The sequence below is a fragment of the Microcoleus sp. Pol11C3 genome, assembly GCF_036701485.1.
GTDB lineage: Bacteria > Cyanobacteriota > Cyanobacteriia > Cyanobacteriales > Microcoleaceae > Microcoleus.
The window spans coordinates 1-14,214 of record NZ_JAUBQW010000068.1 but is presented as its reverse complement, the minus strand read 5'-3'; the positions used below and the strand labels follow the sequence as shown (position 1 = coordinate 14,214).

General features: G+C 45.9%; 16 protein-coding genes. 8 read left to right on the top strand and 8 right to left on the bottom strand.

Going from position 1 to position 14,214, the window contains the following annotated elements; all coding sequences use genetic code 11:
- Positions 1-53: 53 nt before the first annotated feature.
- The 3 genes from QUA40_RS16495 to patD form a co-directional block, all read right to left on the bottom strand.
- Positions 54-1,727 carry an ABC transporter ATP-binding protein gene (locus QUA40_RS16495; protein ID WP_333127642.1) on the bottom strand — a complete coding sequence of 558 codons (1,674 nt, stop codon included), beginning with the start codon at positions 1,725-1,727 and terminating at the stop codon, positions 54-56.
- Positions 1,728-2,112: 385 nt separating this feature from the next.
- On the bottom strand, positions 2,113-2,697 hold the full coding sequence (locus QUA40_RS16490) for a zf-TFIIB domain-containing protein (protein ID WP_333127640.1): 585 nt from the start codon (positions 2,695-2,697) through the stop codon (positions 2,113-2,115).
- Positions 2,698-2,742: 45 nt separating this feature from the next.
- Positions 2,743-3,141: a heterocyst frequency control protein PatD gene (gene patD, locus QUA40_RS16485; RefSeq protein ID WP_333127638.1), complete on the bottom strand. Its 399-nt coding sequence runs from the start codon at positions 3,139-3,141 to the stop codon at positions 2,743-2,745.
- 174 nt (positions 3,142-3,315) lie between these two features.
- Here patD and QUA40_RS16480 point away from each other — a divergent pair, with 174 nt between their 5' ends.
- The 3 genes from QUA40_RS16480 to QUA40_RS16470 all read left to right on the top strand — a co-directional run bounded on the left by QUA40_RS16480 (position 3,316) and on the right by QUA40_RS16470 (position 6,338).
- Complete coding sequence (locus QUA40_RS16480) at positions 3,316-3,468, top strand: hypothetical protein (protein ID WP_333127636.1); 153 nt, start codon at positions 3,316-3,318, stop codon at positions 3,466-3,468.
- A 135-nt stretch (positions 3,469-3,603) separates the two neighbouring features.
- A complete protein-coding gene (locus tag QUA40_RS16475; RefSeq protein WP_333127635.1) occupies positions 3,604-5,877 on the top strand; it encodes a bifunctional (p)ppGpp synthetase/guanosine-3',5'-bis(diphosphate) 3'-pyrophosphohydrolase in 2,274 nt (757 codons plus the stop codon).
- Between the two features lie 209 nt (positions 5,878-6,086).
- On the top strand, positions 6,087-6,338 hold the full coding sequence (locus QUA40_RS16470) for a DUF4926 domain-containing protein (protein WP_333127633.1): 252 nt from the start codon (positions 6,087-6,089) through the stop codon (positions 6,336-6,338).
- 5 nt (positions 6,339-6,343) lie between these two features.
- On the opposite strand, the gene QUA40_RS16465 is transcribed toward QUA40_RS16470, so the two are convergent.
- Positions 6,344-7,264, bottom strand: coding sequence for a glycine betaine ABC transporter substrate-binding protein (locus QUA40_RS16465; protein ID WP_333127631.1), 921 nt, complete (start codon positions 7,262-7,264; stop codon positions 6,344-6,346).
- A 163-nt stretch (positions 7,265-7,427) separates the two neighbouring features.
- On the opposite strand from QUA40_RS16465, the gene QUA40_RS16460 reads away from it, so the two are divergent.
- Entirely contained in the window at positions 7,428-8,795 is a 1,368-nt protein-coding gene (locus QUA40_RS16460; RefSeq protein ID WP_333127629.1) for an aldehyde dehydrogenase, read from the top strand.
- A 376-nt stretch (positions 8,796-9,171) separates the two neighbouring features.
- Positions 9,172-9,522, top strand: coding sequence for a 4a-hydroxytetrahydrobiopterin dehydratase (locus QUA40_RS16455; protein ID WP_333127627.1), 351 nt, complete (start codon positions 9,172-9,174; stop codon positions 9,520-9,522).
- A 26-nt stretch (positions 9,523-9,548) separates the two neighbouring features.
- Here the strand turns inward: QUA40_RS16455 and QUA40_RS16450 are convergent, their stop codons facing one another.
- Positions 9,549-10,283, bottom strand: a complete 735-nt coding sequence (locus QUA40_RS16450; RefSeq protein WP_333127625.1) for a response regulator transcription factor — start codon at positions 10,281-10,283, stop codon at positions 9,549-9,551.
- Positions 10,284-10,878: 595 nt separating this feature from the next.
- Between QUA40_RS16450 and QUA40_RS16445 the strand changes: the two genes are divergently transcribed.
- Complete coding sequence (locus QUA40_RS16445; RefSeq protein ID WP_332985209.1) at positions 10,879-11,127, top strand: DUF6761 family protein; 249 nt, start codon at positions 10,879-10,881, stop codon at positions 11,125-11,127.
- A gap of 401 nt (positions 11,128-11,528) precedes the next feature.
- Here QUA40_RS16445 and grxD read toward each other — a convergent pair whose 3' ends face one another.
- From grxD to QUA40_RS16430, 3 genes are all read right to left on the bottom strand, one after another.
- A complete protein-coding gene (gene grxD / locus QUA40_RS16440; RefSeq protein WP_172192602.1) occupies positions 11,529-11,852 on the bottom strand; it encodes a Grx4 family monothiol glutaredoxin in 324 nt (107 codons plus the stop codon).
- 201 nt (positions 11,853-12,053) lie between these two features.
- Positions 12,054-12,314, bottom strand: coding sequence for a BolA family protein (locus QUA40_RS16435; protein WP_172192604.1), 261 nt, complete (start codon positions 12,312-12,314; stop codon positions 12,054-12,056).
- Positions 12,315-12,356: 42 nt separating this feature from the next.
- Positions 12,357-12,980, bottom strand: coding sequence for a hypothetical protein (locus QUA40_RS16430; RefSeq protein ID WP_333127623.1), 624 nt, complete (start codon positions 12,978-12,980; stop codon positions 12,357-12,359).
- Between the two features lie 209 nt (positions 12,981-13,189).
- Here QUA40_RS16430 and QUA40_RS16425 point away from each other — a divergent pair, with 209 nt between their 5' ends.
- Both QUA40_RS16425 and QUA40_RS16420 read left to right on the top strand, forming a co-directional pair.
- On the top strand, positions 13,190-13,507 hold the full coding sequence (locus tag QUA40_RS16425) for a type II toxin-antitoxin system HigB family toxin (RefSeq protein ID WP_333127621.1): 318 nt from the start codon (positions 13,190-13,192) through the stop codon (positions 13,505-13,507).
- Positions 13,508-13,659: 152 nt separating this feature from the next.
- Positions 13,660-14,058 (top strand): transcriptional regulator, encoded by a 399-nt coding sequence (locus QUA40_RS16420; protein ID WP_333127619.1) that lies wholly within the window; start codon positions 13,660-13,662, stop codon positions 14,056-14,058.
- Positions 14,059-14,214: the final 156 nt, after the last annotated feature.

Below are 14,214 nucleotides of genomic sequence, written 5' to 3'. Positions count from 1 at the left end.
AATCCATCTAGAAGTCCGTGACAGAAATTAGATGGCCCCAATTTTATACCTTTCTATTGAGTTCGAGCCAGTAAAGGAGCTGCCTGCAATAATTGCTGAGTATAAGGGTGCTGCGGATTAGTAAAAATATCCCTAGTCTTACCGATTTCAACAATTTTTCCAGCATTCATTACCGCAATACGATCGCAAAAAAATCTCGCCACCCACAAATCGTGCGTAATAAACAGATAAGTCAAATTAAATTCCTGCTTCAACTCCAACATCAGCTCTAAAACTTGAGTCTGCACGCTGGCATCTAACATACTCACCGGTTCGTCGCAAATTATCAGTTGCGGGCGAGTAATCAAAGCGCGGGCGATCGAAACTCGCTGCTGTTGTCCTCCCGACAATTCCCCCGGATAGCGACGAAAGAAATCCTCCCCTGGACTTAAACCCACCCGCTCTAACATTTGGATTACTTGTTTTTTAGCTTCGCTGCCATTAGCTAATTTGTGAATCAACAAAGGGTCAGCAATACTTTGCCCGACAGTCATCATCGGATTCAGGCAAGCGTGGGGGTCTTGAAAGATCATTTGCATTTCGCGGCGGTGCTTCCTCACAGCATCGCGGTTCAGGGCAGTTATATCTATTCCTTGAAATTCAACTTTGCCGCCAGTCGCGGTAATTAGCTGCAAAATCGTGCGTGACAAGGTACTTTTGCCGCAGCCGGACTCCCCCACGAGCCCTAGGATTTCTCCCCGTTGTAGCTCTAAACTAACGCCGTCTACTGCTTTAATTACCTGGCGATTCCTGGAAAATAACTGATCTAATAAATTGCTTTCTAAACTGTAGTGTTGCTGCAAATTCGTTACGGTCAAAAGAGGCGAATTTGTTAAGTTTGCAGTAACGACTTCAGTCTTGATTTCCTCGAAGGCTAACCCTTTGTCAGAATCGGCTTGAATGTGCAAAGCTGCTTTGAGGAGCGATCGAGTATATTCGTGCTGCGGCTGTTCAAAAACGTTTTGCACCGGCCCTGTTTCTACGACTTTACCGCCGTACATCACCGCAATGCGATCGCAATATTCGGCTACCATCGCCAAATCGTGAGAAATCAACAAAATAGCCGTTCCCCGTTCCTCGCAAAGTCTGGTTAATTCCTGCAAAATCTGAGCAGCTACAGTTACGTCCAAACTTGTAGTCGGTTCGTCCGCCACAATTAATTTGGGATCGAGCAAAAGAGCCAAAGCAATTGCTACTCTTTGCCGCATTCCGCCGCTAAATTCGTGGGGAAATTGCGACCAGCGAGACGCCGGAATTTTCACAGCTTCCAGAGTTTCGATCGCCCGTTTCTTAGCTTGCTTGCGATCCAAATTCGGTCTGTGAGCTTGCAAAGTCTCGATGCAATGTTCTCCTACAGTCATCAAAGGATCGAGACGAGTCATCGGATCTTGAAAAATCAATGCTACAGCTTCGCCCCGAAACCGTCTCAGCCGCGAAGCATTCATATCAAACACTGACTCTCCAGCAAAACTAACTCGCCCCTCAATCAGCGTTGAATCCGGCAGCAACCGCATCGCCGCCCTTCCCAAAGTTGACTTACCGCACCCCGACTCCCCAACTAATCCGAGCTTTTCCCCCGGTTTCAGCGTCAGGGAAACCCCGTCCACGGCCCAACCTGATTGGCCTCGCCGCTGAGGATAAGCTACTCGCAGATTGTCAACTGAAAATAGAGAAGAGTCATTAGTCATTAGTCATTAGTCCTTAGTCTGTTGTCTGTTGTCTGTTGTCTGTTAACTGTTAACTGTTGTCTGTTGTTATTTATGATTTATCAATCTACTGGCGGTTAGTTGTTAGTTATTAGTATTGTTCAGAACTTATTAGTTATTGGCAAGAGACCGAGATGCTGTTTGTAAATACCAATAGAAATTTCTACAAACAAAAATTTTATCACTACATCATTAATTGACCAACTGCTTACTGACAACAGTCAACAGTCAACAGTCAACCGTTAGAAATTGCTACAAACAAAGATTTTATCACTACATCATTAACCGACCAACCGCTTACTAACAACAGTCAACAGTCAACAGTCAACAGTCAACCGTCAACAGTCAACTGTCAACCGCCAACTGACTAAATTTCCCTTCGCTTCAACTCAGCTCTCCGCAGTATGTAAGTAGCCGCACAATCTGCGTGAGGATGGTCTGCTAAAACTTCCGCGAGTTCCAACACATATCCAGCGATATCCGGCCCCAGCTTCTCAGTCAGCACTTGACGTTCCCGGGAGGCAAGTTCTTGCACGCGGGCCTTAGCTTGCCAATTCGGAGAAAACATCTTGTCAATCTCGGTGTGGAATCCCAGACTTTCGAGAATGTCCCACTCGCCGTTATCGCACCAAATGCCCCCGCACAACATACAGCGCTCTATGTAAAAGGGCACTCTGCTGAAAGGAACTTTCGCCCGCGACAGATAGTGACCGTCTTCGGGACACAGCGCTGCTTTGCTGTCGTAGACAGACGGGGTGAATTCTATGCCGAGAGTCGCTGTCGCATCAGGCTTCTCGGATTTGTTGTACCACTGGCTTTGCTCTTTCTGCCAAGCTTCGTATTCTCTGCCTGGAATCCAGATACCGTAACAGTTGGGACACCACTGCACCGACATACGGCCGGCTAAGGTACCGCCTTCTAAATTGGGATGTTTACATTTTGGACATTCCACCGCTTTATTTCTCCTTGCCTTCTTAATTCCCTGTTAATTCAATTATTAATTCTGTATCTGGGCGGGCCCTGAAGAACCAGAATTTTTTTGCAGCAGCGCGCCACAGTAGCCAATTAGCGTGTTAAGCCGCGTGATCGCCGCAGTTTGCCTCGCCTTTGCTGTCGCTGGCTGGCGCGACGCTTGCAAAAACGTGACATCTGTCCCCAATAACCGCAGTTGCTTGTGAATTTCCGTCAAATAGGACTGCTCTGGGGGTGTTTCTGAGGCGTCTAAGTCATCGCTTTCGGCTCTCATAATTTGGTTTCCGAAAAATTGTTGCACTTTTGTGTATTCGATCGCCAGCGCGGCCCGATCCAGATTATCCTGTGCAGCAGTTTTTTGTAGTTGTTCTAGTGCTTGCTGTAATTCTTGGTAGCACTGGCGGCGGTCTTCGGACAATATCATGATTTTGTAAACAAATTTGTATTTATAATCAAAGTAGATACTTACTTAAGTTTGTTCATACGGAGGGAAGCCGTGCGTTTTTGGAGCAATTCCCTGTTTTGTGAGAACTTTTTTTGATTTCCTGCCCTGACTCTACCCTTCTGGCTGCTGCTTTTAGTTTAGCGTTGCCGGTAAATGCCGAGCCCCCGCAACCTCAACTGCTACCGCCAAAATATGCTGATTTTACCCGATTTTCCCCGATCGACAGGCTGCGGCGGCGGCAGTGGTGTCACTATATTTTCCTACCTCCGAGGGGGGGCGACTCCGGATTACATAGGTATAGTTTGAGAAAAATCGACTATTTTTTTGAATTGCAAATTGTGGCATTCAATTAGTTTAGTATAGCTAAACACATAATTTCGGCAATTCAACCGGAAACCGGCTTTTAACCATTTGTATTTCTAAGTTTTAAAGGTGTACCCCATGAACGCGAACACTCTGACTCCCTCTCCTTCGATCGATCCTGCTGTAGTTCCCGATTGGCTGCAAGAATGCCTGAATACTCGATCGCAGCCTGATGGGGGCTCTAACCCGAATTGTTCGACTGACGACAGCTTAATTTGTCGGGCCTTTGAATTTGCTCGCGACTTGCACGAAGGACAATACCGAAAATCGGGAGAACCTTACATTTGCCATCCGGTAGCTGTGGCTGGAATACTCCGGTATATGGGCGGCAACAACGTCATGATTGCCGCGGGCTTCCTCCACGACATTGTTGAAGATACAGATATTACTCTCGAAGAAATAGAACAGCGGTTCGGCGCGGAAGTGCGACAGTTGGTTGAAGGTGTCACCAAGCTTTCTAAGTTTAATTTTTCCAGCAAAACAGAGCGCCTTGCGGAAAATTTCCGCCGAATGTTCCTAGCAATGGCTAAAGATATTCGCGTCATTGTTGTCAAACTCGCAGATCGGCTGCACAACATGAGGACTTTGGAGCATTTGTCCGAAGAAAAGCAGCGCAGTATTGCCCTAGAAACTCGAGATATTTTTGCTCCCCTAGCGAACCGTTTGGGTATTGGTCGCTTTAAGTGGGAATTGGAAGATTTAGCGTTTAAATACCTGGAACCTGAAGCTTACCGGGAAATTCAGGAATTGGTGGCAGACAAGCGGGCCGATCGAGAAACTCAACTCGCAGAAGTCACAGATAGTTTGCGAGAAAGGCTTGACAATTTAGGCATTAAATGCTATGAAGTTAGCGGTCGTCCCAAACATTTGTACGGGATTTATGGGAAGATGCAGCGCCGCCAAAAAGGGTTTAAGCAAGTGTACGATATTGCTGCGGTGCGGATCATAGTAGAAAGCAATGATGACTGTTATCGGGCTTTGGCGATCGTCCACGATTCTTTCCGCCCAATTCCCGGCCGCTTCAAAGATTATATCGGTTTACCAAAAGCCAACCGCTACCAATCTTTGCACACCGGAGTAATCGGAACCAGCGGCCGCCCCATCGAAGTGCAAATTCGCACCGTAGCAATGCACCACATTGCAGAATACGGCATTGCCGCGCACTGGAAATACAAAGAAACTGGCGGTTCTAACACAACAGTCACCGGCGACGACGAAAAATTTACTTGGCTGCGGCAACTCCTAGAATGGCAAAGCGACCTCAAAGACGATCGCGAATATTTACAAAGCATTAAGGACAACTTATTCGACGAAGATATTTACGTTTTTACTCCTAACGGAGACGTGATTGCTCTCAATAGCGGGTCAACTCCCGTAGATTTTGCTTACCGCATTCACACAGAAATTGGCAATCGCTGCACCGGTGCCAGAGTCAACGGGCGAATGGTGACACTAGACAAGGTTTTAAAGAACGGCGATATTGTAGAAATCTTGACCCAAAAAAATGGTCATCCGAGTTCCGACTGGCTGAACTTTGTCAAGACAAACGGAGCAAAAAACCGAATTCGCCAGTGGTTGAAGCGATCGCACCGAGATGAAAATCTCGCTCGCGGGCGGGAATTGCTGGAAAAAGAATTAGGTAAAAACGGCTTAGAATCTTTGCTGAAATCTGAACCCATGCAGTCTGTGGCTCAGCGCTGCAACTACCACAGCGTCGAAGATTTAATCGCAGGTTTGGGCTACGGCGAAGTCACCCTAAATCTCGTAGTAAATCGACTGCGAGATTTAGTAAAAGTGCAGCAAAAAATTGAAGCTGCTCCCGGAGGAACCCACGAATCGCCCCAGCTAATACCTGCATCGACGACACCGAAACCAGTACCGAGTTCGTCTCCGAGCAAATCGCCGATCGCAGGTGTAGAGGGATTGCTCTACCATTTATCCGGCTGTTGTTGTCCGATTCCTGGGGAAGCAATTATTGGAGTTGTGACTCGCACTCGCGGAATTTCGATTCACCGGCAAGGATGTTCAAATGTTGAGAGCGTGCCGGGCGATCGGTTAGTTCCTGTGAGTTGGAATTCGAGCGATCGCAATGGTAGCCGCCCGAATACTTATGCTGTTAACATTCAAATTGAGGCTCTCGATCGAGTAGGAGTTCTCAACGATGTATTGTCGCATTTAAAGGACAACAAAGTCAACGTCCGCAGCGCTCAAGTAAAAACCTATCCCGGTTTGCCCGCATTAATTGACTTGTGCATGGATATTGAGGATAAGGAACAGTTCGAGCGGACTTGTATGCAAATTAAAAAGATGAGCGATATTTTGAATTTGCGGAGGCTGAGTGAAGGGACTTAAGAGGAAAGTCTAATATCAAATCCGGTAGCATCGGAATGATATAGAGGACACGGCAATGCCGTGTCGCTACCGAAAATAATATTGTAGGGACACGGCATTGCCGTGTCCTAATTTTGGCTAATAATTCCGATGCTACCGGAAACGATATAACTGTATTGTAGGGTGCGCGCGCGGCGCACCTTAGCATGCGCTAACCAAAAGTTAATCCCATGAAATTTGAATTTTTTTCAGAGGTAGCATTGCGCGAAGACATTCCCAAATACAATTTAAAAAAAGGTGCTACAGCAACTATTGTTGAGCATTACCCGATGCCTGAAGGTGAAGAAGACGGTTATAGCTTAGAGGGTTTCAATGTCGAAGCAATTACCGTTGAAGTTGCCGAGTCCCAGATTGAATCAATAAAAGCTGCTGTTTTGCAACGAAAGAAAAGTAGGCTGACGCGGGAATCTACTAAAATTTAAACCCTTTATTTCGCGGGAGTTACGGGCTTTGACTCGCCCAGCTTTTGTTGCAAAAACTCCTGCGCCACTTGTCCCGCTTCCTGCTGTTGCTTATCAACTTGATAGTTGAGTTGACGCATATCTTTCTCGGAGATTTTACCGCCCAATTCTGCGATTACAGGGCGCAATTCCGGGTATTTCTCCAAAACTTGCGATCGCACCACCGGAACTGCTTCGTAGGGCGGGAAATAGTTCTTGTCATCTTTGAGGACTACTAAACCCAAACTTTGAATCAAACCGTCCGTCGTATTACCAGCAATCACATCTACTTCTTTTTGTTGCAGCGCTTGATAAAGCAATCCTAACAGCAACTCCTTCGGTTCTTCTCGAAATTTAATCCCATAAGTTTTAGCCAATCCGGGGAATCCATCTTCTCTCTCTTTGAACTCTGGTCCGAAAGCAGCCCGCAGTTTGGGTGCTGCTTTTCCAAGTTGCGATAGAGTTTGTAAATTAAGTTTATTAGCATCATCTCCCCGCACGATAATCGCAAAACCGTTATTAAATCCCAGCGGTTGCATCCATTCTGCCTTAAACTGTTTGGGATACTCTTGTTTTAGATAATCGAGGACTTTTTTGGGGTCAGAAATGGGCTTTTGTTTGAGCAGGTTGGCGTAAGCAGTACCCGTATATTCGACGTACAAATCGATTTTACCTGTTGTTAGAGATTGATGGCAAAGCGAACCTCCGAGGTTGAGTTCGCGTTCTACTTTGATATCTGTTTTAGCTTCGATATGGCGTGCTAAAATTTCTGCGAGAATGACTTGTTCCGTAAAGTCTTTCGAGCAGATGACAACTTGCTTTTGGGGTTTAGAGGTACATCCTGCTACTGCAAGCAAGCAAAGCAGCCAGCAGGAATAGAAAAAAAAATCGTTCTTAGATATTTTCATGAATTAACCCACATTAAAAATTTACAATTAATACCTTATAAGTTATAGCATAAAGCCCATATCTCCGACTTTTTCAAGCAGTGGGGGAGCTAACACCGATCGCACTTTACCCAAGTTCCGTTTTCCTGTTGTAACATTTATTTATAGACATGGAGGACTAAATATGGTAATCAGAGTCAGCGATATGATCCAGCAGCAGCGGCAATTTTTTGCCACTGGGAAAACTAAGGATGTGGATTTTCGGATCGAACAACTCAAGAATCTTAAAAGTGCGATCGTTTCCAATCAATCACGGATTGTGGATGCTGTCAAGGCTGATTTGAACAGGCCGGAGTATGAGGCTTATTTTGAAATTGCTGCGATCGCAGAAGTTAATTATGCCATCAAAAATGTTAAATCGTGGGCAAAGCCGAAAAAAGTGCCTACTTCGATCGATCAATTCCCAGCATCAGCCCGCATTTACCCAGAACCTTTAGGCGTAGTTTTAATCATCGGGCCTTGGAATTACCCATTTCAGTTAATGATATCACCGTTAGTCGGGGCGATCGCCGCCGGCAACTGCGCCATCCTCAAACCTTCAGAAATCGCCTCGCACACGTCGGCAGTTGTCGCCGACATGATTACCAAAACCTTCGATCCTGCCTACGTAGCAGCCGTCGAAGGAGGAGTCGAAATCAGCCAACAATTATTAGCAGAAAAATTCGACCACATCTTCTTTACAGGCGGCACAAAAATCGGTAGAATAGTCATGCAAGCCGCCGCCAAACACCTAACACCTGTGACATTAGAATTAGGCGGCAAAACTCCTTGCATTGTAGACTCAGATATTCAAGTTGAATACACTGCTAAACGCATTGCATGGGGCAAATTTATCAATGCCGGTCAAACTTGTATCGCTCCCGATTACCTGTTAGTTGATAAAAAAGTTAAACCAGATTTGATGCAGGCAATTAAAACAGCTATTCACGGATTTTACGGCGACGATCCGCAGAAAAGTCCCGACTATTCCCGAATTATTAATCAGCATCATTTAGGACGTTTGGCAGACTTTATCAAAGACGGAGAAATTGTCGTCGGAGGTCAAACAAACCCCGAAGATAAATATATTGCACCAACGGTGATCGACAAGGTTTCCTGGGATTCGCCTGTGATGAAAGATGAGATTTTCGGGCCGATTTTGCCCGTTTTGGAGTATGATGATTTCGGGGAGGCGATCGCCCAAATCAACGCGCGTCCCAAACCCCTAGCTTTGTATTTGTTCTCGAAGGATAAAAAGAAACAAGAGCGAGTTTTGCGGGAAACTTCTTCCGGCGGAGTTTGCATAAACGACACGGTTATGCAAGTCGGAGTAACAAGTTTACCTTTTGGCGGAGTTGGCGACAGCGGCATCGGCACCTATCACGGAAAAGCAAGTTTTGACACTTTTTCTCATCAAAAAAGCGTGCTGCAAAAGTCATTTTTACTTGACTTAAAATGGCGGTACGCTCCCTATCTAGGTAAGTTGGATTTGATTAAGAAAGTTATAGGTTGATCGATCGCACTTGCAGGGGCGGCTTCACCAAGGTTTACAATATCAGCGAGATAGCCAAATCAACCCGCCCCTTCCTGATATTATCGGTTAAGCGATTCCACGGTAAACGATTATTTACCTAAATTTTAAACGATTGCTCATCTGTTTTTTGAACGATTTCGATCGAAATGTCTGCCTTGTACCCTTCTCAAGAACAGGCAAGATGCCTGTACCACAAAGAGTGAATTTATTGTGGGGTGGGCATCCTACCCGCCCATGAAAAGCTTATTGAAAATGGTGCAAGATGTCAATCCTAAAGGACAGTTGCCGTTCAAAATAATTCACATTAGACAATGTCTATAATATCTTTTAGCATCCGATCGCTAAAAAGGAATTTATGGAACCTTTATCAAAAGAACGCTGTGCCGCCTGCAGCCGAAACTCTCCCCGCGTCACAGCTTATGAAATTGTCCAACTAAAACCTCAAATTCCTGAGTGGAATTTCCTCGAAACAAATGGCATTCCCAAGTTAGAACGCACTTACAAATTCCCGGATTTCAAAAGTGCGATCGCCTTTACAAATAGCGTCGGCGAAGCAGCAGAAACCGAAGGACATCACCCCGCACTGTTAACCGAGTGGGGAAAAGTTACCGTTACTTGGTGGACTCATGCGATTTCTGGACTGCATCGCAATGATTTTATTATGGCTGCGAAAACAGATGCGATCGCCAATCAATTCCCAAAATAAAATCCGACTTATAGCTCGATCATAGTCTAAGAAAGCACCGCCCTGGGCACTGGGGAATGCGGTTGATTGGCATTATTCAACAACTCCAGATTCAGTCGGTAGCCGACATTCCGTACAGTTTGAATCAGGCTCGGCTGTCGCGGGTCTATTTCGATTTTTTTACGCAGAGAGAGTACGTGAGTGTCGATCGTCCGGGGGTTATCAATAGCATCGGGCCAGGCGCGACGCAGCAAATCCGAGCGCGATAGCGGCACTCCTCCAGCTTGAGCTAGCACGTACAGCAGGCTAAATTCCTGGGGAGTCAGCTCAATATGTTCCTCGTACAACCTGACTCGGCGCTGCACCAAATCAATTTTCAGCAGCCCGCACTCCAGCGTCGCCGGCGGTATCATCGTGCGGTTGCGGCGCATCAAAGCTTCCACCCTCGCCATAAACTCTTGCATCCCAAAGGGTTTAGTCAGGTAATCGTCTGCGCCCGCCTTCAAACCTTCAACAATATCCGATTCCGTATTTCGCGCCGACAGCATCAAAATCAGCGACTGCTGCTGCTGTTGCAGCCAGTTGCAAAATTCCAAACCGTCCCCATCCGGCAATTGGGCATCCAGAATGACTAGGGTTGGCTGGCGGCTGAAAAATATTTCCCTAGCGTGACTGATATCCGCTGACTGGTGCACCCAGTGACCGACTTGCTGTAGATGCCAGCCCAAGAGCGATCGCAGGTGCGGATTCCCTTCAACAATTGAAATACTTGCAGATTCCACAGAGGCGAGCTTCCCATATCACTAATTGCTACAAGGTTAACAGAGCTTTTGTCAAGCTTTTGTAACCATCGCTACTCAAGCATGAGCTGCATTTAAAGCAGCGGACATACCGAGGGTAGGAATTTTAAAGATTGGGTTAATTTGGCAGGGTCAGCCTGCAGAAAGGTTAAATCATTCTGGCGATGAGCTTACAATGAAAATAAGACAGTGTAAAGCCGATCGATCCCATGCCCCAACCGCCTGCCAAAAGCGATCCCCCCGACCCAGCCCCCACTCCCAGGAGGTTGACAAATCGCGTAAGTGAAACTAGAATTCCCCCAACCGTTCGCTCGGTAGCCGGAACACTCAGCCACTTTGACCGCCAAATTCAGCAACATCCCGACTCCATTAAACGCACAGCGAATTATCTAGGTGCGCGCAAAAAGTCGAGCAACTGCATTGCAACGAGTGAAATTTTTTATGGAGGGTAGCCTGTTGAGCAGGGTAAAAACTTTTATTTAGAAATAGCCTCAAGCTGAGCCACTCAGCATCAATCGAGGCTATTGCTAAATCCCGCCGTCATTATACAAACCACAAAGGATTTCAATCTCACACCATGCTACAAGACACCCAAACAATCAGGCACTACCAAAAACTTACCGACGCCCTCGTCGAAATGTGGAATAGAGGTTATCGCTTTGATGACCTGCGGCTTTACTTAGACGGCTATTTAGCAGCCCTGCGGCATTCCAACAGTCTGGAACCCTATCTGATTCACAGACTAGAGGAAGAAGCAGCGCGTTACATTCACGACCCCTCCAATTTTGCAATGCCACAGACCCAAACTGAAGCAGACTACTATTAAATAGCAAATTCGGTTTGATAAACCCTTGATGATTTGGGAATTGGGAATTGGGAATTGGGAATTGGGAATTGGGAATTGGGAATTGTAACGGGTTCCCTGGCTCGGCCTGGGAACTGATATCCAGAGGCTCGGCCTCGCTTTGGGAGCCTAAAAATTGGATGCCGAGCCGACCGCAGTGCGTTCCCAGGCTCTGCCTGGTATAGCAATCCTAAATGAGTCGTAAATTTTTTACCCCATCCCAACCTTCCCCAAACCCGCGGGGAGGGAGTAAGAAATTCACAAAGGATTTAGTCTGGCTCTAACGAATAATTAAGTAAATCAACCTAATTCAACGTAAAACGCGATTCCTGTTATTTCCCCGACTTCTTAAAGAAGTCGGGGATATGTTTTTTGGGTCTAATTTAAGAAGCCAAAGCCACTTCTACAACTTCTTGCAATTCGCCCTTTTGATACATCTCGATCATAATATCCGAGCCACCAATAAACTCGCCGTTGATATAAACTTGCGGAATTGTAGGCCATTGGGAATACTCTTTAACGCCTTGACGAATTTCCTGGTCAGCCAAAACATCAACAGTTTCGTAAGGCACTCCCAAAGTATTGAGAATTTGCACCACAGTATTAGAGAAACCGCACTGGGGCATTAACTTATTGCCCTTCATAAACACCATGATTTTGTTTTGCTTAACCAACTCGTCAATTCTTTCATGTGCTGCTGTAGTCATGGTAGCTCCTAATATTGTTTGAAAATTTTTAAACGTTGACTGACGTAGAAACCGGGTTTTTTACGAAAATCTTTCGTTACAGCCATAGATTCCGGTTTAAAAACCCCGTTTCTTTGGTTTTTGGGCGTAAGTGCAGCAGTTGTCTCTCAAGCAACTCTTGACACCAGCACAAACTTGTGATATTCAATTGCTACTCAACAATTAAGCAACTTGACTTTTCGCTTCCCATTCTGCAGGAGTTAAAGTTTCCAAGCCCAAAGCGTGGATGGCTTCACTAGCCATTGCCTGTTTGAGAGCGCCGTAGACCAGTTGGTGCTGCTGTACTCGGCTTTTTCCTTCAAAGGCTGCAGAGACGACTCTCGCCTGGTAGTGGTCACCGCCACCGGTCAAATCGTCAACTTGTATTTTAGCGTCGGGCAACCCTGCCTTAATCATTTCTGCTACTTGAGACGGTGTAACCATTGGTTTCTCTGATAAAGGGCTGTAATTTAGATTTTAGGGGAACTATTTTGTTGATGAACTCGGTTGACTGCTGGCAGGCCGGGGAAAGGGCGAATCCACAAAACCCAATTCCAGTAACTGCTGGTAAGCTTTCTTGCCCAAGTCGCGAGTTGGCTGCTGCGATCGAATAATCTGAATCAGCAGGGGCACAGCCAGTTCGGGCTTATTTTGGGCCCGGTGTACCAACGCCAGCCGATAGGTAGCTTCGTCGCGCATTTGGGCTGTTTCGACAGCTTTGGTGCGGTGGCTTTCGGCCAATCGGATGTCAATTCCGGCAAAACTGCTACCGAGTTGTTGGTAGAAGTTCGAGAGTTGATTGAAAATCTGGCGGGATTCTTGGAGTTTTTGACTGGCGAGTGCGTAATTCTGATTGGAAATAGCACTGCTGGCTTCTGTCATCAAACGCTGGCCTCCCTGGACACTCAGCAGGCTGCTGTCTTGCGTCAGAGGGCGGAGATTGTTGGGGTCTGTGGGGTCGTCGGCGGGTTCGACTTGGGGTTGGTTCTCTGGCCCAGAAGGTTGTTGTGCTTGGACTTGAAGCGGTTGCAACAGGGTAAAAGCTGCGATAGCCCCGATCGTAATCCGGGCAGTGGAGCGAAGCCAGCAAACAGTTCCAGAGTATACCATGAAATTACTTTGCGCCTGTGCGCTTTAAAAAAATATTTAGCTTGAACCGATCTTACCATTGGCGATCGCAACCGGCTAAGTGTAAACCAAATTTGTTGAAATGTCAAAGGGTTCGATCGGGCAAAAGGCTCTTTAGGAAAAATTCAAGTTAGAGACTTGACAGGATGTTCTCAAGATGAGAACATAGAATAGTAGTTGAGAAACGATCTATGAGACTGATTTCTAAGAAAAATCTTCTGAGTGCGATCGAACCCTACCCGGATGCCCAGAGTGCGATCGAATCCTGGTACCAGCTAATCCAAGACAACGATTGGCAATCCCTAGAAGATGTGCGAAACGGATATTCGCGATCGGTCGATCAAGTCTGTGGATATACCATCTTTAATATTAAAGGCAATCAGTATCGATTAATTGTACAAGTTAAATACAAAAGCAAAATTATATATTTTAAGCAGTTCTTAACTCATGCCGAATATAGCAAAATTAACTGGGAAAATGTAGATGAAGTCAAAATAAAAATAAGTTAAATTCTACCTAAACCGATCGGTAATCAATACAGATTACCGGATAAATTTAACAAATCCAAAACATTCATACCAATCGTCAAAAGCAGGAGATATAGAAACAAACACCCACCTTCTACTTGAGAACCATGTCTAATTAAACAATGGAATGAACCATGAATATAACAATTGAGAAAACAGCTTACGGTCAACTACTGGCGAAATCGCAGCCTAAGCTCATCCTGAACGAAGAAGATTACGATATTGCCCTCGCAGAAGTAGCATCTCTGATGTCTCAGGAAGAATTAACATTAGAAGAAGAAACTTTACTGAGCCTCTGGGCTCTGTTAATCGAAGAATACGAAGCCAAGTATTACCCAATCCCAGAAGCGACTCCCCGGGATGTTCTATTACATCTCATGGAAGTTCGCGAAGTCAAACAAGCCGATTTAGTGGGCGTGATTGGTTCCAAAGGAGTAGTCTCTGAGGTTGTTAATGGAAAACGGGCGATTAGCAAGGCGCAAGCTAAGGCGTTGGGAGAATTTTTCAATGTTAATCCTAGCGTGTTTATTTGAGCGTGTTTATCTGAAAAACTCGCTGATATCGAAAAAGACTCGGCGGTTGAAACCGCTAGCAACGCGATCGCACAAACTAAGGAATGAGAATTAAATAACTTACAATGCGTGATGGTTCTTGTGGGGTGTCCCGCCCGCCCGTCCAGAAAGGGCGGG